Below are 26,449 nucleotides of genomic sequence, written 5' to 3'. Positions count from 1 at the left end.
AGGAAAAATGTTACAGTTCGTTACATTATATTTTTGAAATTGTAATATTTCTAATTTAGAGTTCTTCTTTTAACTTGATACAATAAAACCCCCATGCAGCTTTCACATGAGGATTTTATCAATTTATTTATCGCTATTCATTTACAACAAAGTCTTCCTCATCACCAGGAGCGTTATATGTAACGTATGTTCCTGCGATGAGATCATGTATAGCGCGTTTATCTTCTCTTAGGCCTACCATAAATGCACTGACAATCGCTGCGATTCCAAGAGTAACGATATAAATCAACGCTGCGACGACAACACGCATTAACATAGCTCCAATACCTAGTTTACTGCCATCGACTTTAACAATCCGAATTTTCATTATTCGTTTACCCACGGTATAACCGTACCAAAGGATAGGTACTATGATTGAATATAGTATGTTTAGAAGAGATGAAAAACTTTCATCTTCCCAATTGCCCGTCAAGAGGTAAAAAATAATGCCGAGCGGTACACTAATAACCAAGGAGTCCATTATACTGGCTAAAAGTCGTACCCAAAAACCTGCTGGATTTGTCATGATGTTCCTCTTTTCATATTGTACATAATAACTATATTACCAAATCAATCTTTATAAAGAACTAGTAATTCTATTTTTTGTATTAAATCGCACTATAATTTTAGACAGTCACATTTCCTTTGGAGCTTTCATGCCTAGAAGTCTTAATGCTTGTTCTAAGACAATAACAACACTCTGGACTAAAGAAACTCGGTACGCCATCAAACTTGAGTTAGTGACGATTTGAACGTTTCCGTAAAATGAATTGAATGCCTGTGCTAATTCCACCGCATATTTTGCCATTAAAGAAGGATCTAGCTCAGTTGTAGCTCGGTTGACGACAGCTGGGAATTGTTCTAGGCATTTGATTACTTCCCACTCATGATTATTGACTTCTTCAACGCTAAACTCACCCACCACTCCCGCTTTTCTCAGAATCGAGCATGCTCTAGCATAGGTGTATTGCAAATAAGGACCAGTTTCACCTTCTGTTTGTAACATTTTCTTCAAATCGAATTCGATGTCATGTTTTCGATGTTGTTTTAAATCACTGAAAATAATGGCACCTACTCCAATTTCTTTTGCTACTTCTTTTTTATTCAACAGGGATGGATTCTTTTCGTCAATAGTGTCCTCTGCTAATTGAATGGCTTCTTTTAACACTTCTTCTAATAAAATAATTTTCCCTTTACGCGTCGATAATTTTTTTCCATCCTTCAAAATTAACCCAAATGGAATATGTTGAAGCGTATCCGCCCACTTATAGCCCATTTGGTGTAGCACCGACTTCAACTGTACAAAATGCAAGCTCTGTTCATTTCCCACTACGTACAGTGATTTCACGAACTTATGAGTGTTATGTCGATCTATTGCAGCCGTAATATCTCTCGTTGCATACAATGTCGCACCATCAGACTTTTTGATGATACAAGGGGGCATATTCTCTCCTACATTTACAACAAGTGCACCATCCGATTCGACTAACAAGTTCTTTCGTTGTAACTCTTCAACAATTGGATCCATTTTATCATTGTAATAGGCTTCACCTTTATACGAATCAAAGGTCACTCCCAACACATCATAAATTTTTTGAAATTCTTTTAAGGATTCTGTTCGAAACCATTTCCATAGTGCTAATGCCTCCAGATCACCATCCTCCAAAGATTTAAAAGCGGCTCTCCCTTGATCATTTAAAGAATCATCAAGTTCTGCTTCCTTGTGAAAACGAATATAAAGTGCCAATAACGTTTGGATTGGCGCTTTCTGCACTTGTTGTTCATTGCCCCATAATCGATAAGCCACCAGTAACTTTCCAAATTGAGTTCCCCAGTCCCCAATATAATTAATCTTTACTGGTTGATACCCACTTTTTTCAAGCAATAACGCCATGCAATTCCCAATGACTGTCGATCGCAAATGCCCCATTGAAAAAGGCTTCGCAATATTCGGGGAAGACATATCAATGGTTACTACGCCGCCTCCGCCGACGTTTGAAGAACCATAGTGGTTTACTTCATATAAAATTGTATTCATAATCGACTGCGTAAATCCCGTTCTCTTCATAAAAATATTTACGTACCCATTTAGCGCTTCGACTTTTTCAATGGTCGGATCCTGAATGTTGCCTGCTATTTCTTCAGCAATTAACGTAGGAGACTTTTTCATTTTTTTCGCAAACTGAAAACAGGGCAGCGTAAAATCTCCTAGACGTGCATGAGTAGGTACGTCAATCATCTGTTTATCAATTAACTCCGTTGTGTGTTTTTGAAGAATGTCTACCACTTTCTGTTTCATATGAACTCCTCCGATAGTATATAAATATATAAAAAAAGCCCTCGTCTCATCAAACACATGAGACGAAAGCTTAACTTCCGCGGTACCACTCAAATTACCCCATATAGGGCCACTTTCTCATAACGGTGAGTCACCGGCTTTTTCTACATTATTCGAAAAAGCATCTCCGAAGTGCGCTTCACAAATCTTCACAACCAGGCTCACACCATCCCCAGCTCGCTAAGTGTTCAGTATTTGGTACTCTCTTCGTCTTGGATATTGTATTTGAATTTATCAAAATGAAAAGAGGAAGTCAAGTTATTTTTAGGAATAAATGTAAACATAGCTAGGTGTGCTTAAAGTAGAGTTAAGGGAAGTTCTCTTTCTTTGTAAAGGTTGATTTCCGTTGCAGACGGACGCTTTCCGCGGGCATGGCCTCAGCCTCCTCGACGAGCAAGCTCGTCTGTGGGGTCTTCCGCTCATGCTAATTCCGCTGGAGTCGCCGTCTTCCACTACAATCACTAGAACGAACAGGATATGTATAATATTACTTACTATGTAGTGATATGGAGGAAAACAGCCTCGGCTACTGTTGTTACTCGTCGCTAGAAAGATTGCTCCTGTTTCTGTTCCTTCAATGCTTTAATGTCATAGATACATCAGATATAACTTGAATAGCTAAGTGACTACAGGCTTCACGCATAGGTTTGGATATAATATTTCTTTTTGAATATTGATCATGTTGTTTAAAGCTCCAGATTGCGATTTAAAGATGTTATCTTATTCAGTAGAATAGTTATGATAAACCACATTGTAAAGGGGAGAATACTATTGAGTATTGGACATGAGTACTTGAAAGTTATACAAGAAAGGTTTAAAAGCGTTAAAGTCCTTGGTGATAAAACAATAAGTCAATTATCGGAAGAGGATATTCATTGGGTCTTAAATAGTGGTTCGAATAGTATAGCAGTTATTGTAAAACATCTAAGTGGGAATATGATTTCTAGATGGTCTGACTTTAAAACCTCAGATGGAGAAAAATCTTATAGAAACCGCGAACAAGAATTTGTAAATGATATTTCGTCAAAGCAAGAATTGATTTCAATATGGGAAAAAGGGTGGCATATACTTTTTGAAACATTAAATGATTTAGTAGAACAAGATTTATTAGAGAATATTTATATTCGTGGTGAAAGTCACACTATACTTGAAGCAATAGAAAGACAGTTGGCTCATTATGCTTATCATATAGGCCAAATCGTTTATATTGGAAAGCAATTAAAAGATGAGAATTGGTTAAGCCTCAGTATTCCCAAAGGTAAATCGGAAGAATACTTAAATCTCAAGTTGAAAAGATGATTGGTAAATGCAAACATTGTAATTTTATCGATGAGAGAAAATCACCGACTTAAAGAATAAACAAAACTCAGCCATCTCTGAAAAGTGGTGGCTCGCTTCCTTGGTACGCAAGTGTCCCTCAAAATTAAGGCTACTCACTAAATGCATATAACTGAACTACCGATCCATAGCATCGTTAAATAAAGCCGTCACATATAAACGCTTTGTGGCACTTAGAATCGCTGCATATAATACACCAAATATATTCTTAACTCGTCCTCGTTTATAGGCATTGACCACGGAAAGAATCGCGCTAATATAGTCTTCTTCATACTCCTCAAACATCATGGTTCGATCTATTTTTGCTTTAGCTCGCAGCATGATGCCATACACTTTATAAACGGTATTCATGTCAAAGAAAGCACCCAAAATACGTCCGATTCTTTCTGGTAACTTGGTAATTAACCCCTCCTTAATCGCGTCCTCTGTATCATATGTATCCTGTATAAGATTATTAGAAAGAGAGGTTTGTTTCTCGATTTCAGGAGATTGAACGCTTACAGGCGTAACACTTTCGGTAGAACTGCGAGTGATCATAGTCGACTTGTCTTCAAAGGGTAAAATACGAAGAATGTTCGCACCATAGCCTTTTGAGACGCGACGTATAAACGAGATTTTTTCGATAATATGTAACTTCGCCAATTTACGAATGGCACGACGAATCGTCACATCTGACTTTGACAATGCCTTCATGATCGTTTCTACTTTCAAATGAGCAGCCCCAGGAAATTTACAAGAGTATCGACTAAGTAAAGATAGGACGTCGCGATCCGTTTGGATTAACTCATGATAATGGGCATTGGTATGCTGCTGAACATGCTTATCCATTTCTTTGACGCTAGTAAATGTTTGATACTCTGATAAATAATACATAGTCTGCTCCGATCGCCACTCTCTACTTGTTAAGTAGTTGGGGTTTATTTGTATGTTTGGATATTCAGGTTTTTTGCCTTAGTAGTCCTTACATAGAACAAACTGATCAGTGAGGAGACAATTTTTTAAAAAATATTTTAAGATGAAAAAAAACGCCTTCTTTACGAATGAATATCGTAAATGAAGGCGTTAATATATTCTATGTACTGTTAAGTAAATTTCCGACGTGACTTACGCAGCCTGCGAAACTGTGCAATTTCTTTAAATAAAAACTGCCAATATGCAAAAGAGAACAGTAATAAAAATACAATCTTAAAGCCCTGTCTCCATTCATTGAAATACACATAATAGCTAATCGCCGCGAACGCAGTCGTGTAGAAAATAATTCCCCATAAAAGCGACTCGCGTTTAATGTAGAATTTGATCATAAATAACAACACACAAACGCCTAACAACACCCACTTTAATGTATCGAACTCCATATATTTCTCCCCTTACAATCCAGATTATTTCCTATAATTCCTTAGAATCATTCCATGTGCCTGTTGCATCCCAAGCTTCTCATAATACCCTTGCAACTCTTCATCACACATTAAATCTATCATATATATGTCATTTAGCAATTCGAATATAGATCTTAGCAGTTCTTAATTGCCTTCATATTGGTAAGTGTATTTACCATTAATACAACCCATATCTGGTTACAATATGAATTGTCACAAAATACTGTTTAATATTGATTCGCGTTAAAGGGACTAAGTCAGATAATTTGTTATGTTTTAAGCAAGAAAATAATATCACTCATAGTGCAATTCGATCTTTAAACTTCACTAATAATGCTGTATAATAAAGAAGAAAAGCGAAAGGGTGTTCGTATATGCAAAATTCTAAAATTAATGTAATTGAATTATTTGCTGGTGTCGGTGGCTTTCGTTTAGGTCTCGAGAAAGCGAACCCCGATTTATTTAAAATAGTTTGGGGTAACCAATGGGAACCTGCTCGAAAAGCTCAAGATGCTTTCGATTGTTATGTAGAAAAATTTAATAATGGAATACATTCGAATGAAGATATAACAAAAGTTTCAGACGAAACATTTGTAGATTTAGAGCCAAATCTAGTAGTAGGTGGTTTTCCATGCCAAGACTACTCAGTAGCACGCACTCTTTCTGGAGAGAAAGGGCTCCAAGGTAAAAAAGGAGTCTTATTTTGGGAAATTAAGAGAGTAATCGAAAATACACAACCTAAGTATGTTCTTTTAGAAAATGTAGACCGTCTTTTAAAATCACCGTCATCACAGCGCGGACGTGATTTTGCGGTTATGTTGGCAACTTTTAGAGATTTAAATTACACCGTTGAATGGCGAGTTATAAATGCTGCTGATTATGGCTTTGCTCAAAGACGACGACGCGTCTTTATCTTTGCATATAAAAATGGCATCGCTTTTGACCAATTCCAAAGTAAGTACTCTGAAGATCAAATTGTTTTTAATGAAGGTTTCTTTGCTAAACCTTTTCCAGTTGAGTTTGAACCATATAAAGATAGAATAACTTCTGTCGCCTTACCGAATGATATAGTATCCCTATCAGATAATTTCTCATTTGGATTTCATACTGCCGGCTATATGAAGGAAGGGCAAGTTTTCACCACACAAGTCATCCCAAAAGAAGAAAAGCCAGTAACTTTGCGTAATATTCTTATCGCTGAAACTGAAGTGGATGAAAAATTCTACTTATCCGAAGCGACAAGTGAGAAATTTTCATATCTTCGTGGACCAAAGAAAATTGAACGGAAAACGGCCGATGGACATGTCTATCAATTTTCCGAAGGTGGAATGTCACCTGTAGACGATTTGGACAAACCCGGTAGAACGATGCTAACAAGTGAAGGTTCTACAAATCGAAGCACTCACATTATTGAAGTGAATGGTCGAAAACGTTTCTTAACACCTCTAGAATGCGAACGTCTTAATGGATTCGACGATAATTGGACGAGCTCAATGTCAGACCGTATGAGATATTTTTGTATGGGTAATGCCTTGGTAGTTGGATTAATAGAGAGACTAGGCTTACGAATTGAAGAAATTGAAAAAACAAATATTCTTACCGATGTTCAATTAAAACTGGCATTGCAAAGCTGATACTTTATGTATCGGCTTTTTTCTATTTATGGTAAAATTTATACAATTACTATCCAAGAAGTGAGTGATACATATGTTGTATAAAACGGAAGCGGAGTTGCTTTATAAAGCAAAAGAAGCTGAAGGAAAAACTTTCGGTGAGATTGATAGAACAGGTCGTGTTGAAAACGAGAAATCGAAAGGTCATCTAGGACAAATCATCGAAGAAAGTTTCTTTGGTTATGAAGTGAATTCTAAGTCTGAAGCGGACTTTGCTGAATTAGGCATTGAGCTAAAAGTTACTCCGTTGAAGCTTAACAAGAATAAAACGATTTCAGCTAAAGAACGATTAGTCTTAAATATTATCAACTACCAGAAAGAAGTATTAACTACATTTGAGACATCAAGTTTTTGGACAAAGAACCAAAAGATTTTACTCATGTTCTATCAATGGATTCCTGAAGTTCACCGTTCTGAATATCAAGTGCTAAAAAGTCACCTTTTAACTTTTAGCGAGGAGGATCTACAAATTATTAAGAACGATTGGTTATTCATAACCAGTAAAATTAAAGCTGGTAAAGCACATAATCTTTCTGAGGCCGATACCATTTATTTAGGCGCATGTACAAAAGGGAAAAACAAAGATTCATTAAGAACTCAACCATTTAGTCCTATTTATGCCATGCAAAGAGCTTATAGTTTAAAGGCTAGTTTTATGTCTGGCGTGGCCAGACAAATTCTATCTAATAAAGACATGGTCTCAATTACTAATAGCCAAGAACTACAAAGTAAAACTCTAGAAGAAATTCTTCACGATAGATTTCTACCTTATATCGGTAAACCCCTTACTCAAATTGCATATGAAAATGGAATCTCAATCAATAATTCAAAAAGTTTCGTTCCTAATTTTATAAGTGCATTACTTGGAATTAAAGGAACTAAATTAGACGACATTGAAGAATTCTCTAAAGCAAACATTCAATTTAAAACGATACGACTTGAACCTAATGGTGTACCCCGTGAGCATATGTCATTTAAGAATATGAACTTTATGGAATGGGTTACTGAAGAATGGGATGTAAGTTGGCTAAAAAATCATTTTGAACAAACAAAATTTTTATTTGTTATTTTTGAATTCAGAGAAACGGAACGAGAAAATAAAAATCGAGAGTTATTTTTTATAGGTATTAAATTGTGGAATATGCCTATTCAAGAAATTGAATCACAATTAATGGAATTCTATCAAAATCTCCAACTTCAGCTTTTATTTGGGGTTCAAATTAATATGATTTCAAAGGGAAATACTGTAGTTGCCAGAAATAATTTACCCTCCCCCGGTTCCAATGGTCTCTGTCATATACGCCCTAAAGGGAGAAATGGGCAAGATAAAACTCCTTTACCTGATGGCCAAATGATTGCTAAGCAAGCTTTTTGGCTGGATAAAGATTATGTAGCAAATATAATTAATTAGGGAGTTGAAGAAATGGCAGGATATATCTTTACACTTGATAATATTGAATCTTTAAATGAACTGATTTTAAACGGGGTTTATAGCACGAACCTAAATGTTCCTCTAAAAAACCAATGGTTAATACATCACGAGGGTACTTTCACTGATTATCTATCAATGTCTGAGGGCGATAATGTTTACTTTTTCATAAAAAGAAAAATATATGGTGTTGGAAAACTTGTTAATATTAATGGTGATTGTAAGCATTTAAACTTTCCCGGCGCAGACATTCCACTTACAGCAAAGTTTCCAGCACTAAAAGATAAAATGATACTGAATAAGTCCACGTTTAACCTAGGCAATCGATTTTTATGTACTTTTGAAAATGCTCCATACTTTTTTAAGACCGGCATTGACATGGACGATGTATTATCTTCAAATCCACGAGCTTTCAAAATGCTACGTGTACTATCGAGATTATCTTTTATTAAGATAGATGATGTTGAAAACAAAGCATTATGCGACATAATTTTAAAAACAAATGAAAATGAAATTGCTAATCCAAAAAACATCTTTTCTTATTCAGATAAATTACATAACCGGGTGAAGTCGTTAATAGACATCAACTATAAAGTGAACGCGAATAATATCTTAGCCTTAGCTGCAAATGGATCAAAGATGAAACACGAAATGGCAATTGAAGCAGGAATAATAGACTATATAAAAAATACCACCAATAATATATTCGGTGATTGGGATTATTTATCGCATCAAGTTGTCGCTTCGCCTTTTAAGCCAGTTCATTATATGGACAAGATGGATATATTCGGATACAGGTTTATACCTTCATTTACAACAATTTCGAAATACCTAACTATAGAAATCAAAAGAGAAGTTGCTGATAAAGAAGTGATTAACCAACTCATGAAATATGTGGACTGGATAAATCACGAATATAGCTTTGGTGATTATTCGATGATTGAGGCTTTTGTAGTAGCTCAAGACTTCCCAGAGGAAGTAGTCAGATTAAGAAATGAGGCAGGTAAACGCACCTTTGTTAAAGGTCGGCATCCAGCCGTTACAATGCATTGGTCTAGTTTAAGATTAATTAAGTATATTTATAATGAACATACAAAAGAACTTGAGTTTATAGAGAAAGAATGAACTTTCTCAGTCTAAAGAAGTAACGCACAATCTATTTCCAGATATAAATGTTACATAAATAACTCAATAAAGAAAGAAAAAAACGACCGAAATTGTATCTTCGGTCATTCCCTTTATAGAATACAAGGTGACGATTCTTTAGTAACCATAAAAATGCAGTTTAGAATGGATGCATAAAAGTAAACTACATCAAGTGAAGTTGGCACCCTGAAAAAAAAGTAGTACCTTTACTGCCTGTTTAAAAGCTAGTACTTTGCATACTTTCAAACTGGCATTGCGCAACTCACTTAAAGTCCTAATTGCCCCTTAAACAAGCCAAGCTATTAGTATAGGATAAGGAGAATCATCACTATAAATTTAGCTTTCTAATCATGTCCTTTGCCATTTCCACGGCCTTCGGGTCTTCGTGATTCAATCTTTTTGACTGAATTAAATACTTCATAGCTTCAGGAACCTTATTCATTCGGACAATCTTCATTAACGAATTTACTCTTGTCCCTGTACCTCCAATCGTTCGATCTCTTTGATCTTTTTCAAAAATATTTTGTATAAAAATTTTTTTATACATACGGTCCGTTTCTAATCGGTTATAATTATCAAATACCTGCGCGGCATAATATCCCACAAACCAACAACCTGCCGATTCAATTGCTCTTTTTACTATTTTATCTTCCAAGATTAATCACCTCAATACAATCGTATCATAAAGTTTGGTAATCGCATTTAGCCATTTTAAAGCTAACAACTGTATATAATCATTAATAATTAGGTGAGGATGCAACACCTTCAACTACCTCCAATGGTCAAAGGTTATCAGCTCTATCATACAACCTTGGAGTGGATATTATTTTGGTAGGAGTTTATTTCGACCTGATAACCTTTGGATAAAAACGAAGTAATTATTGGTAAACCATACCAATATCCCAAAAATTAAGACTTAATTTAAGGTTATCGTGTTGGTGTTCTTTAAATAAATACCAACCTAATAAATTATAATAAAATGGTCATAGAAAACAAAAAAGTGTCTTTATCAATCCTTTATAGGAACCGATAAAGACATTTTTATTAATTTCTACATTCTACAACAAGTTCTAACGTGCTTTAAACTATTTTACTTTTCCTTTTGTACTAGTGTCTTAGTACTAATCAATCTCATACAAAGTATTATCCGTCTCACCGATATATAGTGACGGATTACCTTTATAAATCAGAATAGGACTTCTTTTGCACGAGTCATGGAAACATAGAGAAGCTTCTGCTAATTTCAATTTGCTCGTGAATCTCTTCTTCTGAACAATACTTCATAGTCGGGTATTTTTCATCTAATCCAATAATAATTCCAACATCAAATTCAAGTCCTTTTGAGACGATGACATTTCTTAATGCATAACAATTTCTACCCGTGTCGGCCAAAATTCCGACAATGACATCCTTGCCAAATTCACAAGAGCTTGCTAAATGAAAAACACTATATTATTAGATCAACTGACTCAACACAGCAGCTGACTCTTCTTTGAATTCTTCCCAACAAGCCGATTGTTTCGCCCATTGAGTAACATTACGATCACCGGCTGAGTCTCGTAAATAATTCAATGCATTTTGAGCAATCGTTTTTATTATGCTATCCCATCTATTAGTAAGCGATTGTTTTTCCCAAACTTCTATTAAATCAATATCTTTACCGTAAAGATAACCTAGCATTGCTATTGTATAATAAATTACGTTTGCTCGATAGCCTTTCAAATTCATTTCTGTCACAATTTTTGTAACATAAGAATTTGTGATTTTACGTGCTATTAAAAGTTTATAGTAATCACTGTCAATACTTTTAATACTCACCGATCGACCATCTTCATCGGTCGTCTGCTTCCAATATTGACTATTTAAATTCATAAATTGTTTGAATGCTTCTTCGCCACCTTTACTGGAAACATGCGGATGGCCTTCCCATGACATAAAGTACTTCGCTAACTCAACTTTAGTAATCACATTCTCTTTAGGAAATACTTTTCTGAATGCATTTTGTTCCTTCCCCGTGATACGCCTTCCAATATCAACCATATACTGACCTCGTGCTCTTTCAAAATACCACTTAGATTCTTCTTTACGATTATCAAGACTAGGAATCCATAAACTACGAGAATATTTTTCAATATCAGACATAAATCGAGTGTTTGCAAGCAAATCTGATTTATTAATTTTATTCTGTGTATTTGCAAACTCAGAAATTTTTGATACCATTTCGTCTTCTAGTAGATGACGATCTTGCTCATCTTCAGCAGCAACTTTAATAATTGTTAACTTTGATTGTACATATACTCCATCTAAATTTACACCACTCTTATATGCCTGATGAATTGAAGCAGTAGTTTGACCCCCGTTGACAATCTGCCAGCTTGTAATACGTGTAATGCGATACAAATTCGTATTGCCAATCTGTTCAATGTCACCATCTTTTGCGACACTTGAAATCCCATTATTATAGGCTACGAACATTTCGCGTTGTACTGAATCTTTCAATGTGTCACGGATACCTTTATTTGTTCCGCCACGTGCTTGTAAAAAAGAACGAACATTTCGTTCGACTAACTTGGGACCCCAGTCATCATAAAGTTCAGCTAGTAATTTTGCAGGTATGTATCCAATATAACAATCGAAATTATAATTCCCTTTAGAATGAATATTTTTCGGAACATACATCATTTCAATTGCTTGATTATAATCTTTTTCAAATTCAATATCAAAATCACGAATACTCTGTTCAGCTTCCGATAATCGATATATTCGATCCATGTCCCAAATATGTATGTTAACAGTTTGTACACCGGGAATGTTAATCTCAATAGGTTTATTCGTTAAATAAAATTTGCTTGTTAATACATATATATCCACTTCATCAATTTCATTTTTTTTCTCAATTATAAGTTTTGCTAAATCATAGAATTCTAGAGAACGATCTGCATTAGCTAACACGGTTTCTGCATTTGTATAAAAACGTTTCGCCTTATTTGCCACTTCTGTTAAAACAGTTTTATTTATTTCAGGTAAAGTACCTTCTTCAAAATCATTATCGTAATCCACTATATACAAACTGAGTATACCTGTTTCTTCTTGATAGATATAACCATTCAATTTAATATTTTTCTTGTTATAAGGAAAAATAATTGATGGTTCGTCTTCCTGGTCCATATATGCAAACATTTCTGCAAAAAAGGGCGTTTCTCTACTACCAATTGTACTTCCCTTAGTTTCTACTGAGTCAATAAATTCATTTAGAAAATCCAGTTTCTTTTTATCTTCTCTCATTTAATTAACCTTCTTTACTTAAATAATAAGCTTTCTCTGTTTCAATTTTAAAGTTTTTGCAATGAGATAAATCGATGGAATACGATACATTTGATACACCTATCGGCAAGTCTTCACTTGTTATTCTTGGAAATTGATTAGTTACTTCGTATGTTTCCTCGTTGTGTACATAAAAGAAAATATCATTGTATATTCCATCTACAATATATAGTTCCATTAATAAATCATTGAATCTCATTAAACTTGATGGCGCTCTATCTGACAACTTAATTCTAATCGAATCTATTAAATCTTGGATAGTTTGTCCATCTGATTGTGTATCTTCAATCTTCAGTATATAAAGATAAATCTTTTTTATAACAGTACTTAACTCTAATTGTTTTTCGCTAGAAATTCGGATTTCTTCATGTAATTTAGGAGACATTGTTTTAATTTCTACACCTATATTATTTTTCACAAAATCAATTCTATGTCTTGTAGGACCCTTCCAATAATTCACAATTAGTGGCGGTTCTTCTGGGAATTTATTCAACCAATTATGAATATAATACAATTCCCCAAATACCCCCATCTGTTCTTCTGTTGAAAGTTTTTTATTATTTTTATATCGAAAGAAGTTATGCCAACGATCTAATATCTCATATATAATAGAAAATAAGTTTCGATCTTCTTTTTCAAAAATACGATCCACTAAACTTTGTAATATCTTTTCAAAAATTTCTTCACTTTTCTCAGTTTCTTGAGCAATAATCAGGAAATCCTTTTCTTTTAGCGGACCAATTTTACCGAAAAATTCCTTTTTAACAGACAACCCTTTCCATTTTGGAAAGGATTTCAACTGCTCTTCATCCCAATTTTCCTCTGTAATATCAATATAAAGTCTTCTTTCCATTGTTATCAAATCAATGCCTATAATGGTAAACGGCTGTTGAAAAAAAAGTGTTTTAAGTTTATATACTTCTTTCGTATTTTCTTGCTCGGAATGCTCAATTAGGTTTCTAAAAGCCTCTGTAATATTTATCATTGACTATTACCTCGCGCTACTGTTTTATTTACAACATAATCCCCAAATTTTTCAACTACACTTCCATCCTCATAAATATCTGTCACATAAACTTTTGGGAACGAGAAAGCTAGTCCAATCGGCACAAGATTATCATCAAATTTATGTCCTAACTTTTTAAATACACCTACTTCTGGATGTAACGGATATACAAGTATCAAAGGATTATTTTGATTTCGCTCAATTTGCGTTGCAGCATTCAAATCTATAAATTCTTGTTTAGCCGCCACCAGCGCACCAATATCTACCTTACTCACTCCATGATTTCCACCTCTTTGTGTAGCACGAATAACTGTACTTTCTATATCTATTTTCCCTAATTTCACCGGAAACTTTTCTATTCCGTGCGCTACAACATCTTTCCGCATTAATGTGCTCTTTGTACCATTGACTACAGCTACGTTAAAATTTAGTAGCTTATTTTCTCTGTTTAATCGCTTAATATATTCCGCGATTTTTTTACTATCTACTTTGTTTACAGTTGAGGCAGTTTCATAGTCTTCTAAATATTTTACTACTTGCTCACTTAGTACATTTCTAGCAATATGATAAGTAGTATCTCCTGATTGAATGATAAAAGGCTCAACTATTGAATCAATAAATTGAACGGTTGCTTTCATATTTTTTTCGAAAACAGATTTTTGGGCTTCGAATATGCGTGTTTGTTGCATAGTACCACTGTAATTAAATAGACGGTCTACTGAACGCATTTTTGCTAAACTTGTTACTGACATTTTATTGTGATCAAGCATTTTAACTGCATATTGTTCAGGTGTAAGATTATTGTTCGCAAGATAATCAAATTCTTGTCTTAACTCAACCATTACTTGAGCCATATGCTCAAAATTATCAGCAATTGTATTAGAAGTATAAATACGACATAAATCCATATAGCCATTTCGGAATCCGAACCAACGACCCATTTGCATTAAAGTATCGTACATATTCGTATTACGATAATAATAAGAAACACTTAAGCCTTCCAGGGTTAAACCTCGAGACAACTTGTCACCACCAATAGCAATAACGTTTAGTCCATCTTCTTTATATTTGTGATACTCTAAAGCTTGCCCACTACTACCATTAATCTCCATTATATGTACAGCACTAATTATGCTCTTAATTGCTTTCAATACTTTTTTCCACTCCAAAACTGGAATATCGGAATAGACCAACTGTTGTATTGGCGCATAGTCATTCAAATATAAGGTTTCCAACTCTGAAATAAATTTGCTATCCCCATTGTAAACAATATCATTCGACATCTCACGGTAATACCTTTCAATTACATCTTGCATAACCCCTTGTGTATCTGTAAATCTTGAAGTATGGATAAGCATCGAATTATGTTGCCCATTTTGTCCACGAAGATTACGTACTGCTATAGTAATAAGGAAAGCTAAAATTGACTCTTTCATTGATTCGGGAACTTTTATAAATTTATCAGCATCTACAGTTTTCTTCATACCATCAAATAAGTCTAAGTCTTCTTGTTTTAAATGACGAATAAATAATGGTTTATTATCTTCTTCATAACCTGTTACATTAAAATATTCTGCAGGTCCACAGTATCCTAAAGGTTTAGGTAACCCAATTACAAAATCTTTTGGGTATAAATCTCTTCCGGCAAATTCATGTTCAGCATCCATTCGAATTAATAAATTGGCAAATGGTGTAGCTGTATATCCTACATATGATTTTCTTTTGAACAACTCCAAGATTTCACGAATTAGACGATTGATTGTCTTAGGGTCTTCATTTTTATTTGGATTAGATGTATCTATAGATGCTTGGTCTGCTTCATCGTCTATAATTAGAACTGGTACATTTGCATTTTCACTTGATAGGCGAATACTTTGTGATAAGAGCTCTTTTAGTGATTCTAATACATCTTTATTCTTTTTAACTACTAGCAAATTGGGCACACCAAAGTTTTGTCTTTTTCCAGACTCCGCTGTTGAAATATCTTTCTCCTTAGTTGTCCAAGTAACCACTAGTTCTCCATCATTTCTTATTTGAGCAACTCCAATTTTTTCATCCGTATTTTTATCAATTGTGCCTACTATTTCTTCTTCTAAACGAATTTGCGTTTGTGAACGTAAATCATTATGCATACCAGCTAATACAATTACTAATTTATAGCCTACATCAAACGCTTTATTAATAAGTCCTGTAAAGTTAGCTGTCTTACCTGATTGAACATATCCGAGCACTAATCCTCTTACATCAAATGATTCTATATTATTGGGATCTCCAACGGACCTTAAAATTTCATTAGTCGATTCATTTATAGATTCAACAGTCTCTAATTCCCACTTTTTATACTCTTCTAAATATCTCTTATACCGAGGCCAATAGTATCGATAACTTGGGGTAGTTTCTCCAAACCAATTACCACAACCTTCCCCTCTCATTGTATTTGATTTAGGAATTGTAAATGATGTCTCATATTTTTCGTACATTTCTAATGCTAGACTCTCTAAATCCGATTTCTTAATAGCTGCATATTCTTTTTGCAACTTACTTTCTACCATTTCCTGAGTTTTTTCGAAAGGATTGGGAAATCCGTTATTTTTGAAAAAATCATAAGTGTCTTTGAATGATCTGTTATATCGATCTTTTAGCTCACCGTTCATTAACTAACACATCCTTTTCTAATATATTTTTAATAGTCGTTCTTTCTACAGACTCAAATCCTGGGAATAGAGATATTGCATCCACTATTTCTTCAAGGATTATTATTTCATTTGAATCTATTAAAGTTTTTGATAGTTCAATAATGTAATACTTTATTTTTTCATCCACTTCTTGTACTTGCTTTTCTTTTTTCACTAAACTGGAAGAATGCAATAAATTATTAGGTGATCCTAATTCAACTAACTTTAAATACAAGTTAAATTTTCTACGCATATCTTCATCAATATCTTTCAATATATTTGTCAATATAGAATGATTACGATTTAATAGATACGGACTGTCAGCTTCATCATTAGCTAATTCCCAAGTATGTAATGAACCTTTCATTTTAGACTGAGTACGTGAAGGTTTTGCTCTATAAAGCATTATTTCCTTTGAAACTTGCCTATAGTATTTACCAATTGCTTTTAGATTTTCTTTAGCATCTTCGGGTATTGAAACACTTGATTTCTTTATATCAATTTTCCAATCATCGTCTGCATTATTTGTAAAATCAATTTTAATTCGGACTAATTCAGAGAAACTATCTTTTGTAAATAAACCAAACCAATCCCCAAAATTAACAAGTCTTCCTTCTCGATAAATATAAAATCCCTGTTGATCACGCCATCCTTTGATACCACCCGCTATTTTATATTCAGTTTCATTAAATGTTGATGGATGAGGTAATACATATGGGGTTATTTTCACTCTTTTTCTATTAACCTTTATTATTTGCGTTTCACCTTCCAAAGTTTTAGGGTGTTCACATAAAAACGGATCCCATGAATCTAAAAAGTTATCGTTTATATAGATATTAAGACCGTTATCTAATTTGACCTGAAAGACCATTTCTAAAAATTTTCTAATACGTGCTACCTTAGCGTAATAACTACTTAATTGAATGATTTTTTCTGTCCCATATCCACAAAATCTATCTAACTTATCAATAAATACAATTGTCCCATTATCAGAATCGATTGTTCCCATTTTCCATTTAACTTCACTTGGTATTTCTTTAAACAGATACCACTCATTATGTGTGCTTACATATTCTAAATCCCAGCAACGTTCAGAGATAACTCCATCTATTTTCGTCAGTACGCTTAGACGTTGACCTAAAGAAAACGAACCTGTTTTTAATCCCATTCCAAAACGTCCAAGCTCATGTTGCTTGCGTTCTTCTCTTGGATCCTTAGAACCGATTGTCATGGCAATTTGTAATTCCTTATCTGTCATACCTTTGCCGTTATCTTGTATCTTTATATATCCATTACCATTGTCGTATTTAAAAGTAATATGAATATCAGTTGCTTCTGCATCTATCCCATTATCGACAATATCTGCAATAGCTGTTTGTGCTTTATATCCAATATTCCTTAAAGATTGAATAACCGGAGCAGCTGAAGGCTGTGTAAGAATTGTATACAAATCTACCATCTCCCAATAATTTCTAGTTAAGTTAAGTTAAGCTTATCAAAATATCAAAAAAGAGTATATGATGAACTTTCAATACATCATATACTCTTTAAATTAAATGTCGAATTCTGATCCAATTTTTTGTATAGGTTCTCCACCCATATTATACAAAAGCTATTCCGTTCAGCTTTACCAACTTGGATATCTAAATAAGTCATTCTTATTCCATGGTCAATAATTTGGATATATCCACCTCCATGGTTATATTCAAATTGCATTATAAAATTTCATACTTTTTATATTTATGGGGGTCTGCGTTAGCACCTTTAGCATTATCCGAGTGAACGTAATGCTATTAATTACAGGTCGCGTTGCTAGGCTGAGTTAAAATCAATTTCCATAAAGTATTTTCCCCACTTACTTAGCATTCCTTCCTTTATTAAGTTTTATTTTACAATTCTGTTTTATTACTGGTCTCTCAGGGATTGAGAGATTCCACCCTTCTTAATTAAGTAAAAAGAATCTTCATTTTTTAAATAATTAACAAGAGAATTTGACAAATCAAAAAGACAGTCACTTTTATCAGCAACTGTCTTTCTGATTTGTCATACTATCTAAATATTTAAGCATTTGTTCAGCAACTGCTTTAGCTAACAAAGGTGGGACAGCATTCCCAACTTGCTGGTATTGTTCATCTTTTCTACCCATAAACTCAAAGTTATCTGGGAACGATTGCAATCTTGCGGCTTCTCTTATACTCAAAGCTCGCGCTTTGCTTGGATGTTGCCACATTGATTTCCGAACATTTATTACTGTAGGTGAAGGTTCATCATAATTCAATCTTAAATAAACCGTATTTTGGGTTCGGGATGCGTCTTGATAACTCTTTTTTAATTCTTCTGGAAGACTGTGAAAGTTTTTCCCGCCTTTTTCCAATATATGTTTGAAACGCGCTTTTACTAATTCAGTACTCTTAGTATTCACATGGTTAAAGAGTAATGTTTCATCAATATTTTTACGATAATATTTAATTAAATCACTTTGAATTTGATGATTTTCATAATTACTTGAACAATAACTCTCTAGTTCATGTTGCGGTTTAATTTCTTCCAAATCTTCTATGGCATCTTTTACAGTAAAGATTTTATTTGTTAATTTTTGAGGAAGAATTATTGATTGTCTTGTTTTTCTTACTCCTAGCATCATGAATCTTTTTCTTCGTTGTGGAACACCAAATTTAGATGCATCAAGTACTCTACTGTCCACTTTATATCCATAATATTCAAAAACACTAGTTAAATATTCAACTACGTTATATGATTTAACCTGAATTTTCACAATATACTTTTCTTCATTTTCAAATATAAATTTATCACAATCAATTTTTTCGTCCTGGAGTTCCTGACAACGTGTTAAAAAGCGATTATATTCAACGAAATCCATTGAATAACTTTTTTGCTCGTTATAGCTTGTAGGGTCCTTAATTAATAATTGAAGGGAAACAATTGCTTCATTAAGCATACAATTAATATCTGCATCACCATTCACTCTTTCTTTTAATAACTCAATTATCTTACTTACTTCTTGTTTTTCTTTATTTGTTTTCAACAGTACAGATCCACTTTTATTATATCTACTTTCTATAGTTCTAAGTCTAATAATTAATTGCGGATCTTCTACGATAGGTTTGGGAACATCTTTTATGTCCACAAATTTAGAAGCCACATTATTTAAAGCAATATTCTCAGTTTCTAATAAAGTTATAAAATCTGTTGTGTATAATGATTCTTTCGTTTGACTTGAGATTTGATCAAGATGTTTTTCCGAACTAAAATCATTCAAATTGTTAGTATCAGATTTTGTTACAAAAAACTTATGGACTGAGGAATTCATTGATTTTACATTTTCCATCAGAAATGCTATCGGTTTAATGTCTCTTATTGCTCGAACGTATTCCTTTACTAGTTGATTATTTCCTGAAATAAGATAATTTTTTTGACGATTTGCGTTTGAAAAACCTTGACAAGGCGGACCACCCACTACAACGGTTTTATCTGCTTCAAAATTAAAACTATTAAAGTCCATTTGAGTTATATCACTTCTGCCTGAATTATCAACCGATAAGATGATATCTCTGTTGTTTCCATGGTTATAAATAAAAGTTTCCTTGGCCGCATCATTAATTTCAACAGCACCAATAACATTAAATCTGCCAGTTTGAGTAAAACCAATACTTAATCCCCCAGCGCCTGCAAAAAGGTCAACTAAGTTGAATGTTGTTTCTTTCATCAGCGTATTTCCTTCCTAATGCAGAACATGTATTCTCATCATTATTATATGCAGCATAACTCAAATTAGAGGAAAACGCAACCTTGCTATTAGCATATTTTGTTTGTATTTCAATTTTTAAATTCTGTGTTCTTGCTACTACAAGCTTATATAATGAGAGTTCGACACACTCATTAACAGAATAGAGAAAGTTACTATGACCATTATAAGACATGAGAGTCTGTTTAACATGGTTAATTTTCACCTTTTACTTATCCACCGAATTTGCATCAAAGCAACGCTTTTGATGCACTCAATATGAAATCAATTCCACTAATAAAATATGTATTAAAAAGATATATTGTATAAAAGTAACTGATTTTTGATTGTATAAGAAACTTATGATTACTTGTAAATGAAAGTAAAAAACGACCGAAATTGAATCTTCGGTCGTTCCCTTTAAAGAATACATGGTGACAATTCTTTAGTAACCCAAATGTTTAAACTGGATGAATAAAAGTAAGGTCCGTCAAGTGAAGTCGGCACCCTGGACAATAAATAGTACCTGTACTGTCTGTTTATAATCTAGTACCAATAAGATGCCTGTGCACAAAAGCACACAGGCATCTTATTTTCGCATACTTTCAAACTAGCATTACAAAACAACCCATTTAAAGTCCTTAGTCCTTAAACAAGCCCAGCTGTCCGTTCTTCACACATATATATGTTTAAATTTCGGATGGACTCGTTCTACATGAACTCAACAAAAATTTAGCTTTCCTTATTAAAAAAGCTCTTTAATTGATTTTCACTAGGCATCTGTATCGGGTAGTTAAGATTGATATCTCCCATATTTACAATATACGGACTCGTTGCTTCTATTACTTTGAATTTCCAATGAGGCGATTTTGATTTACTACTTGCCTGAGAACCATTAATCATCATTTGCTTTTGAAATGCTTGTAATTTAGCCATGAGAAACTTATCTTGGAATCGTATCAGTAAATAACCTTCTTGATTCTCCGGATCGAAGTTATCCATCACTGACTCACTCACATCAAACCAATTCTTCTTATTTTGAACGGATGGTGAAATAATGAAGAATTCATCTTTTTGAAAAAGCGTTGTGTTTCTAACTTGATTTAAACCTAAATCATTTTTTAAAAAGGCTAAATTCACCTTAGACGATTCACTAGCAATAGACATGTAAATCAACCCTCTCATTATATGGTATATTCATTATACCGAAAATTTATCATAAAATACTAATTTGAGGGAAAATTCCCACTATATAATTACATATCCATACGAAAGCAAAGAACATCCGGTATGCATTCTTATCAAGATACGATTTAACTCGTACAAATATGCCTATTAATGGTTTCTCCCGCTTCATTGCGCAAGTAATCGGCCATTGTCTAACAGGTTTGAATACTACCGCCGCCGTTACACTTGATCAAAATAAACATTTTAACAACGATACGTAGATGGATTTAAACGGATGGTTCTATGAAGTGTAAAAGAGAAAGTAAAAAACGACCGAAGAAGCAATTTCGGTCGTTTTCTTTATGGAAAACAAGGTATTCATTTTTAAGACCACTACGGTTTCCTTCTATCTAACAGGACTAAGAGCTAGAAGGTCCCCCCATGTGTGCTTACCTCGCTCTTGAACCCGCTCACATAGCTCACAAAACAAATAAGCAGTGGTTAACGCGTCTCCAAGAGCACTATGCCGTTCAAATATTCGTGTTTCAAACACAACAGCATAATATTCAAGGTCCTTTAATTCCCAGGTCGGCACTAAATAGGACAGTAAATCAAGCGTATCGACTGAAGGGGGTGGTTGAAATTTGATATCTGCACGACGAAGTTCATGTTTAAGCACTTGCATATCGAATGTAAGATAATGCCCAACCATGCTATGAGCACCATGCTCTTCGGCAAACGCAAATAAATCTTCAATCACTTGGAGTGAGTCAGGTGCATTTTCTACATCCTTGTTATTAATCGATGTCAAATTAGTAATAATTTCAGGGATATCACGCTTAGGGTTCACATACGATTGAAAGGTTTTATTCTCGAGAACTTTTAAACCTACAATCGGCACAGCTCCAACTTCAATTAGTCGATCGTCCTTGCCAACTGCAAATCCTGTCGTCTCCGTATCTACAACCAAAAAACTCAATTCATCAAGTGGTGTTGAAAGGGGGATTTCACGGTTTATACGATCTTGAAATACCCTCTTTGACCAAATTGCCATTCGTTCTCCCCCTCTTCACGTACCCAACTCCTATACACCCATATCTCGTAAAACTGTCATCTGAAACTCGCGTAACACTGTCAAGGCTCTCGATAGCAACGCTTTTTCTCTAGATGTTAGCTTGTCAATTTGTACTTTAGAATTTCCTACTAATAGTTTTTGTTGAAGGGTTACCATTAACACATAATCTGCGCTTTCTTTTAACTCTTCTAACGTACTATCATCAAAACGATTTAATTCACGCAATGATTCAAGTTTTTCAAAGGTAGAGCCATCAACAATTTTATTTTTTAAGCATATCAACTGAAGGGAGTGATGGAATGGGAACAATACGCGTAGCTTTAGATCAATTTCCTTTCCTTCACGCAAAATAAAGGAAAGGATACGATGATCTAATGAAGGAATGATGGTCCCTTTAAGTTCTCTCGCCATTTGTAATAAAAGAATCCCCGACCGTTCAAGTTCCTCGTTAATCGCATTCATAAAGTCGTGATGTAGTGAGCGATCCCCGCTCACCCACCTCATCGCAAAGAAATTATAAGCGTACAATGTATTTTGTGTTGTGGTATTAATGGTCCAACGATGGATACGTTGTTGCCAATCTGCAAGTGAACCTCTCCAAATTTTATTGCTAGCCATCATATCCCCATCACAACGTTTGAACCCGACCATTTCTAATAGGCGAACGATTTCATCTGCAAGTTGCTTGAAATAGTCGTCTATTGCCTTGGTTGATTTTTCATACACTAAAAAATGATCCTGGTCCGTCATCAAAAGTTGTTCCCCACGACCTGCGCTTCCCATTTGATAAAATACGAATTCACAAGGTGTTGTGAGACCATTTTCTTTTAAAAGACGTTGTTGAGCGAGTTCGATACTTTTTTTAACAATTTCATCGTAGATTGGTGTCATTGTAGAAACAATTAATCGTATACTTTCTCGTTCTTCTAAAAGTTGACTACTCACTTGTTTCACTTTTTGTGATACTTCCTCTACAGATGTCTCGTCCAAGTGATCAATATTTGCCATCACTTGTTGTATCGAGCGATGTCTCTGCTTTAGTACATCAGAAAGTGTCAGCATCCCAACTGGTGCTTCCATTTCATCTACAACGATTACATGTCGCAAAGTTGGATTCTTTTGAAAGATGCTTAACGCTTCATAATAATATGCGGAACGTTTGATTGTGATGCTTTCTTTCCCAACAATCTCTAAAAGTTTCGTTGTCATAGGTTTCTCTTGTGCAATCGCAGAGATGATTTCCCTCATCGATACGACCAGCGATTGTGAGGAATAAGAGTCTAGACAAACGACAGCACTGAGTCCCTCTTTATACATAAATTGAATACCATCTAACATTGAACTTGATGGTGGCAGCATGAGCAAAGGGGAAGACATCATGTCTTGCACCCTTTGAAATACTTTTTTCTGACTATCCATAAAGCTGGATTGCTGCAGCTGCTCAGTAAATGATTGATAGACATCTTGAAGTCTAAACACCACTTTTTCTAAAAAATAACGTTGAATTTCATGTTCTTCCAGCATTTCCTTGACGACATCGTAAGGAAGAAACAGCCCAAGTGTTGTTTCTAATGCTTGAATTTCTACTGTATTTGGCGGTTTTTGCTGAATTTTCAACATATTACTCAAACTAGCTAATCCAATAATTCCACCTGGACCAGCTAATTCGAGCACTTCTCGTTCATGTTGATAGCCTGCTGCATACACTTCCGCTAAACCTGAAGTGACGAGTAGTATTCCCGCTCTCTTCTTTCTAGCGTTCGCTATCAACACTCCTTTATCATACTGACGCTCTTCGCAACGACCATACAGCTGATCAAACTCGAGTTGATTTCTTCCTTTAAAAAGCGGCGTGTTTTTCACAAAATCTTTAATCGATTTTCCGTTACTTGGTTGGCGGAATGTCTTCTCCATTATCCAACCACACCTCTCCATCTCTATACGTCATCTGTTCTGGATAACGTAAATCCTGTACTTCTTCTTGGATTTTCTTAGATGGTGGCTTAGTAGCAAGAGACACGACGATATTTGTTATTAATGCTGCAGCTGTTCCAAAGACACCAGCTCCTGTATCGATAATTCCTAAAATCGTAAATCCGCCATATTTTGCAGCGAAAATGTATCCGAGTGTGACAGTTAAACCTACGAGCATACCTGAAATGACACCAGCTGCATTCGAACGTTTCCACCACACTCCTAGTAGTAATGCCGGGAAGAAGGATGAAGCGGCTAAAGCAAATGCCCACGCAACAATTTGTGTAATCGCGCCAGGTGGGTTAAGTGCCACAACACCTGCAACTAGAGAAGCGATAATAATAGACCAACGACCAACTGCTAAACGTTTTTGATCTGTCGCTTGTGGATTGATTGAACGGAAATATATATCATGTGATAACGAAGAAGAGATGGCCATCATTAGTCCACCAGCAGTAGACAATGCAGCAGCCATCGCTCCAGCCGCCATCAATCCAATAACAAAGATTCCTAAATTCGCAATTTCTGGTGTCGCCATAACTACGATATCATTTGAGATTTGTAATTCTGTCCATTGTAAAATTCCATCACCATTTGTATCTGCAATCAGAAGCTTGCCTGTATCTACCCAGGATTTTGTCCATTCAGGCAACGCATTTATTGGAGAATTCGCCACTTTCGTCATCAAAATGAAACGAGAAAATGCAGCGTATGCTGGTGCTGAAAGGTAAAGTAGTCCAATAAATAGAAGTGCCCAAGCGCCACTCCATCGAGCAGCTTTCATTGTTGCAACTGTAAAGAATCTTACAATTACGTGAGGCAATCCAGCTGTACCAGCCATAAGCGTAAACATTAGAGCCATGAATTGCCACTTGGTCCCATTGGTGAATGGGGTTAAGTAATCCGAGATTCCGAGATCCGCGTCGAGAACTTTCATTTGTTCTAACACTTCACCATAAGATACCCATGGAAGTGGGTTATTTGTTAATTGAAGAGACATGAAAATTACAGGTATTAAATAGGCAGTGATCAACACAACATATTGAGCAACCTGAGTCCATGTAATCCCTTTCATCCCGCCTAAAGAAGCATAGATCGCGATTAAAACTGCTCCAATAATCGTACCAAGACGATAATCAATTTCTAGTAATCTACCAATAACAATACCTGAACCTGACATTTGACCAATCGAGTATGTAAAACTGATGATAATTGTTGCAACAGCAGCAATTAATCTAGCTACATTACTATCATAGCGATCTCCTATAAATTCTGGCACTGTGTATCGACCGTATTTTCGCAGTTGAGGAGCTAACAGGAATGTTAGTAATAAGTAACCGCCTGTCCAACCCATAATGTAACCAAGTCCGTCATATCCCAAGATCATAACGGTACCGGCTAAACCAATGAAAGAAGCAGCACTCATCCAGTCTGCCCCGATGGCCATCCCGTTATAAATCGCTGGAACGCCTCGACCGGCAACATAGAAATCAGAAGCAACCTTTGCTTTATTGAAAATAGCGATCCCTACGTATAATCCAAATGTTGCTAGTATGAATGCAAATGACACAATAAATTGTGTTTCCATAGTATTTCCCTCCTTTAATCGAGCTCTTTCTACAGTTACAATATTTTAGTGATCCATCGGTTTACCTTTACCAATTGTTTCATTTCGCGAATCATCAATGCCGTATTTCTTATCGATACGATCACTAATAATGGCGTTTAAAAATAATAAGATGATAAACGTCACGATTGCACCTTGTGCTCCCATGTAATAATGAATTGGGATTCCAATAAACGTAACTTCAGTTAAAGATTCAGCGAATAATACAACACCAAATGACACAATAACTCCTATCCCCAAAAAGCTCATTATTAAAGTCGTACGTGTTTTAAAATAAGCATCTGCCACTTTTTTATCAATTCTCTTCACCGCATGTTCTCCCCTTTCATTTCTAGCCTTTTAAATCAAAGATAAATTGAATCGTTTCCCATAATGGTAAGGGAACTTTTATTATTTCTACTAAAAGCAAACTACCAACTGCTAATAGCGGTAATGCAAATAACCACTTTTTCTTCAGCTTTAATGCCAGAAACACAGAAACGATTGTAATAATTGCAAATACCCATACCGGAATCAT

General features: G+C 34.8%; 21 protein-coding genes and 1 other annotated feature. Of the genes, 4 read left to right on the top strand and 17 right to left on the bottom strand.

Annotation, left to right across the window (positions count from 1 at the left end; translation table 11 throughout):
• Positions 1-133: 133 nt before the first annotated feature.
• Both E2636_RS00455 and argS read right to left on the bottom strand, forming a co-directional pair.
• Positions 134-565 carry an RDD family protein gene (locus tag E2636_RS00455; protein ID WP_134208034.1) on the bottom strand — a complete coding sequence of 144 codons (432 nt, stop codon included), beginning with the start codon at positions 563-565 and terminating at the stop codon, positions 134-136.
• A 108-nt stretch (positions 566-673) separates the two neighbouring features.
• The gene (gene argS / locus E2636_RS00450) at positions 674-2,338 is read right to left on the bottom strand and encodes an arginine--tRNA ligase (RefSeq protein ID WP_134208032.1); all 1,665 of its coding nucleotides are present in this window, start codon (positions 2,336-2,338) and stop codon (positions 674-676) included.
• A 55-nt stretch (positions 2,339-2,393) separates the two neighbouring features.
• Positions 2,394-2,600, bottom strand: a binding site (T-box leader).
• A gap of 548 nt (positions 2,601-3,148) precedes the next feature.
• On the opposite strand from argS, the gene E2636_RS00445 reads away from it, so the two are divergent.
• Complete coding sequence (locus E2636_RS00445; protein WP_134208030.1) at positions 3,149-3,676, top strand: DUF1572 domain-containing protein; 528 nt, start codon at positions 3,149-3,151, stop codon at positions 3,674-3,676.
• A 156-nt stretch (positions 3,677-3,832) separates the two neighbouring features.
• Here E2636_RS00445 and E2636_RS00440 read toward each other — a convergent pair whose 3' ends face one another.
• Together E2636_RS00440 and E2636_RS00435 are read right to left on the bottom strand one after the other, a co-directional pair.
• Positions 3,833-4,588, bottom strand: a complete 756-nt coding sequence (locus E2636_RS00440; RefSeq protein ID WP_134208028.1) for a helix-turn-helix domain-containing protein — start codon at positions 4,586-4,588, stop codon at positions 3,833-3,835.
• 209 nt (positions 4,589-4,797) lie between these two features.
• Complete coding sequence (locus E2636_RS00435) at positions 4,798-5,070, bottom strand: hypothetical protein (RefSeq protein WP_134208026.1); 273 nt, start codon at positions 5,068-5,070, stop codon at positions 4,798-4,800.
• A gap of 395 nt (positions 5,071-5,465) precedes the next feature.
• On the opposite strand from E2636_RS00435, the gene dcm reads away from it, so the two are divergent.
• The 3 genes from dcm (at position 5,466) to E2636_RS00420 (ending at position 9,318) form a co-directional block, all read left to right on the top strand.
• Positions 5,466-6,725, top strand: coding sequence for a DNA (cytosine-5-)-methyltransferase (gene dcm / locus E2636_RS00430; RefSeq protein WP_134208024.1), 1,260 nt, complete (start codon positions 5,466-5,468; stop codon positions 6,723-6,725).
• Positions 6,726-6,798: 73 nt separating this feature from the next.
• Positions 6,799-8,175 carry a Sau3AI family type II restriction endonuclease gene (locus E2636_RS00425; RefSeq protein WP_134208022.1) on the top strand — a complete coding sequence of 459 codons (1,377 nt, stop codon included), beginning with the start codon at positions 6,799-6,801 and terminating at the stop codon, positions 8,173-8,175.
• 12 nt (positions 8,176-8,187) lie between these two features.
• Positions 8,188-9,318 (top strand): PDDEXK family nuclease, encoded by a 1,131-nt coding sequence (locus E2636_RS00420; RefSeq protein WP_134208020.1) that lies wholly within the window; start codon positions 8,188-8,190, stop codon positions 9,316-9,318.
• A gap of 349 nt (positions 9,319-9,667) precedes the next feature.
• Here the strand turns inward: E2636_RS00420 and E2636_RS00415 are convergent, their stop codons facing one another.
• The 13 genes from E2636_RS00415 to E2636_RS00355 all read right to left on the bottom strand — a co-directional run bounded on the left by E2636_RS00415 (position 9,668) and on the right by E2636_RS00355 (position 26,449).
• Complete coding sequence (locus tag E2636_RS00415; protein WP_134208018.1) at positions 9,668-9,994, bottom strand: hypothetical protein; 327 nt, start codon at positions 9,992-9,994, stop codon at positions 9,668-9,670.
• A 557-nt stretch (positions 9,995-10,551) separates the two neighbouring features.
• A complete protein-coding gene (locus E2636_RS00410) occupies positions 10,552-10,731 on the bottom strand; it encodes a hypothetical protein (protein WP_134208016.1) in 180 nt (59 codons plus the stop codon).
• 63 nt (positions 10,732-10,794) lie between these two features.
• Complete coding sequence (locus E2636_RS00405) at positions 10,795-12,624, bottom strand: AIPR family protein (RefSeq protein WP_134208014.1); 1,830 nt, start codon at positions 12,622-12,624, stop codon at positions 10,795-10,797.
• A 4-nt stretch (positions 12,625-12,628) separates the two neighbouring features.
• Entirely contained in the window at positions 12,629-13,648 is a 1,020-nt protein-coding gene (locus E2636_RS00400) for a PD-(D/E)XK motif protein (protein ID WP_134208012.1), read from the bottom strand.
• Positions 13,645-16,221, bottom strand: a complete 2,577-nt coding sequence (locus E2636_RS00395) for a Z1 domain-containing protein (RefSeq protein WP_243840704.1) — start codon at positions 16,219-16,221, stop codon at positions 13,645-13,647. The genes E2636_RS00400 and E2636_RS00395 overlap by 4 nt, the downstream gene beginning before the upstream one ends.
• A gap of 91 nt (positions 16,222-16,312) precedes the next feature.
• The gene (locus E2636_RS00390) at positions 16,313-17,794 is read right to left on the bottom strand and encodes an ATP-binding protein (protein ID WP_134208008.1); all 1,482 of its coding nucleotides are present in this window, start codon (positions 17,792-17,794) and stop codon (positions 16,313-16,315) included.
• A gap of 570 nt (positions 17,795-18,364) precedes the next feature.
• A complete protein-coding gene (locus E2636_RS00385) occupies positions 18,365-20,071 on the bottom strand; it encodes a DNA cytosine methyltransferase (protein ID WP_134208006.1) in 1,707 nt (568 codons plus the stop codon).
• Between the two features lie 750 nt (positions 20,072-20,821).
• Positions 20,822-21,256, bottom strand: coding sequence for a hypothetical protein (locus E2636_RS00380; RefSeq protein ID WP_134208004.1), 435 nt, complete (start codon positions 21,254-21,256; stop codon positions 20,822-20,824).
• Between the two features lie 406 nt (positions 21,257-21,662).
• A complete protein-coding gene (locus E2636_RS00375) occupies positions 21,663-22,310 on the bottom strand; it encodes a 3'-5' exonuclease (protein WP_134208002.1) in 648 nt (215 codons plus the stop codon).
• A gap of 30 nt (positions 22,311-22,340) precedes the next feature.
• Complete coding sequence (locus E2636_RS00370) at positions 22,341-24,245, bottom strand: DUF294 nucleotidyltransferase-like domain-containing protein (protein ID WP_134208000.1); 1,905 nt, start codon at positions 24,243-24,245, stop codon at positions 22,341-22,343.
• On the bottom strand, positions 24,217-25,893 hold the full coding sequence (locus E2636_RS00365; RefSeq protein WP_134207998.1) for a sodium:solute symporter family protein: 1,677 nt from the start codon (positions 25,891-25,893) through the stop codon (positions 24,217-24,219). The genes E2636_RS00370 and E2636_RS00365 overlap by 29 nt, the downstream gene beginning before the upstream one ends.
• 45 nt (positions 25,894-25,938) lie before the next feature.
• Entirely contained in the window at positions 25,939-26,241 is a 303-nt protein-coding gene (locus E2636_RS00360) for a DUF4212 domain-containing protein (protein WP_134207996.1), read from the bottom strand.
• Positions 26,242-26,263: 22 nt separating this feature from the next.
• On the bottom strand, positions 26,264-26,449 hold the full coding sequence (locus E2636_RS00355; protein ID WP_017380938.1) for a hypothetical protein: 186 nt from the start codon (positions 26,447-26,449) through the stop codon (positions 26,264-26,266).

The organism is Paenisporosarcina antarctica, from assembly GCF_004367585.1.
Taxonomy (GTDB): domain Bacteria; phylum Bacillota; class Bacilli; order Bacillales_A; family Planococcaceae; genus Paenisporosarcina; species Paenisporosarcina antarctica.
The sequence above is the reverse complement of the archived record's forward strand: the minus strand, read 5'-3'. Positions and strand labels throughout refer to the sequence as shown.

Coding starts and splice junctions, on each gene's coding strand:
- E2636_RS00395 (WP_243840704.1), bottom strand. CDS start 16,221: ATGGTAGAAAGTAAGTTGCAAAAAGAATATGCAGCTATTAAGAAATCG.
- dcm (WP_134208024.1), top strand. CDS start 5,466: ATGCAAAATTCTAAAATTAATGTAATTGAATTATTTGCTGGTGTCGGT.
- E2636_RS00420 (WP_134208020.1), top strand. CDS start 8,188: ATGGCAGGATATATCTTTACACTTGATAATATTGAATCTTTAAATGAA.
- E2636_RS00435 (WP_134208026.1), bottom strand. CDS start 5,070: ATGGAGTTCGATACATTAAAGTGGGTGTTGTTAGGCGTTTGTGTGTTG.
- E2636_RS00355 (WP_017380938.1), bottom strand. CDS start 26,449: ATGATTCCGGTATGGGTATTTGCAATTATTACAATCGTTTCTGTGTTT.
- E2636_RS00425 (WP_134208022.1), top strand. CDS start 6,799: ATGTTGTATAAAACGGAAGCGGAGTTGCTTTATAAAGCAAAAGAAGCT.
- E2636_RS00400 (WP_134208012.1), bottom strand. CDS start 13,648: ATGATAAATATTACAGAGGCTTTTAGAAACCTAATTGAGCATTCCGAG.
- E2636_RS00385 (WP_134208006.1), bottom strand. CDS start 20,071: ATGAAAGAAACAACATTCAACTTAGTTGACCTTTTTGCAGGCGCTGGG.
- argS (WP_134208032.1), bottom strand. CDS start 2,338: ATGAAACAGAAAGTGGTAGACATTCTTCAAAAACACACAACGGAGTTA.
- E2636_RS00455 (WP_134208034.1), bottom strand. CDS start 565: ATGACAAATCCAGCAGGTTTTTGGGTACGACTTTTAGCCAGTATAATG.
- E2636_RS00370 (WP_134208000.1), bottom strand. CDS start 24,245: ATGGAGAAGACATTCCGCCAACCAAGTAACGGAAAATCGATTAAAGAT.
- E2636_RS00375 (WP_134208002.1), bottom strand. CDS start 22,310: ATGGCAATTTGGTCAAAGAGGGTATTTCAAGATCGTATAAACCGTGAA.
- E2636_RS00405 (WP_134208014.1), bottom strand. CDS start 12,624: ATGAGAGAAGATAAAAAGAAACTGGATTTTCTAAATGAATTTATTGAC.
- E2636_RS00380 (WP_134208004.1), bottom strand. CDS start 21,256: ATGTCTATTGCTAGTGAATCGTCTAAGGTGAATTTAGCCTTTTTAAAA.
- E2636_RS00365 (WP_134207998.1), bottom strand. CDS start 25,893: ATGGAAACACAATTTATTGTGTCATTTGCATTCATACTAGCAACATTT.
- E2636_RS00440 (WP_134208028.1), bottom strand. CDS start 4,588: ATGTATTATTTATCAGAGTATCAAACATTTACTAGCGTCAAAGAAATG.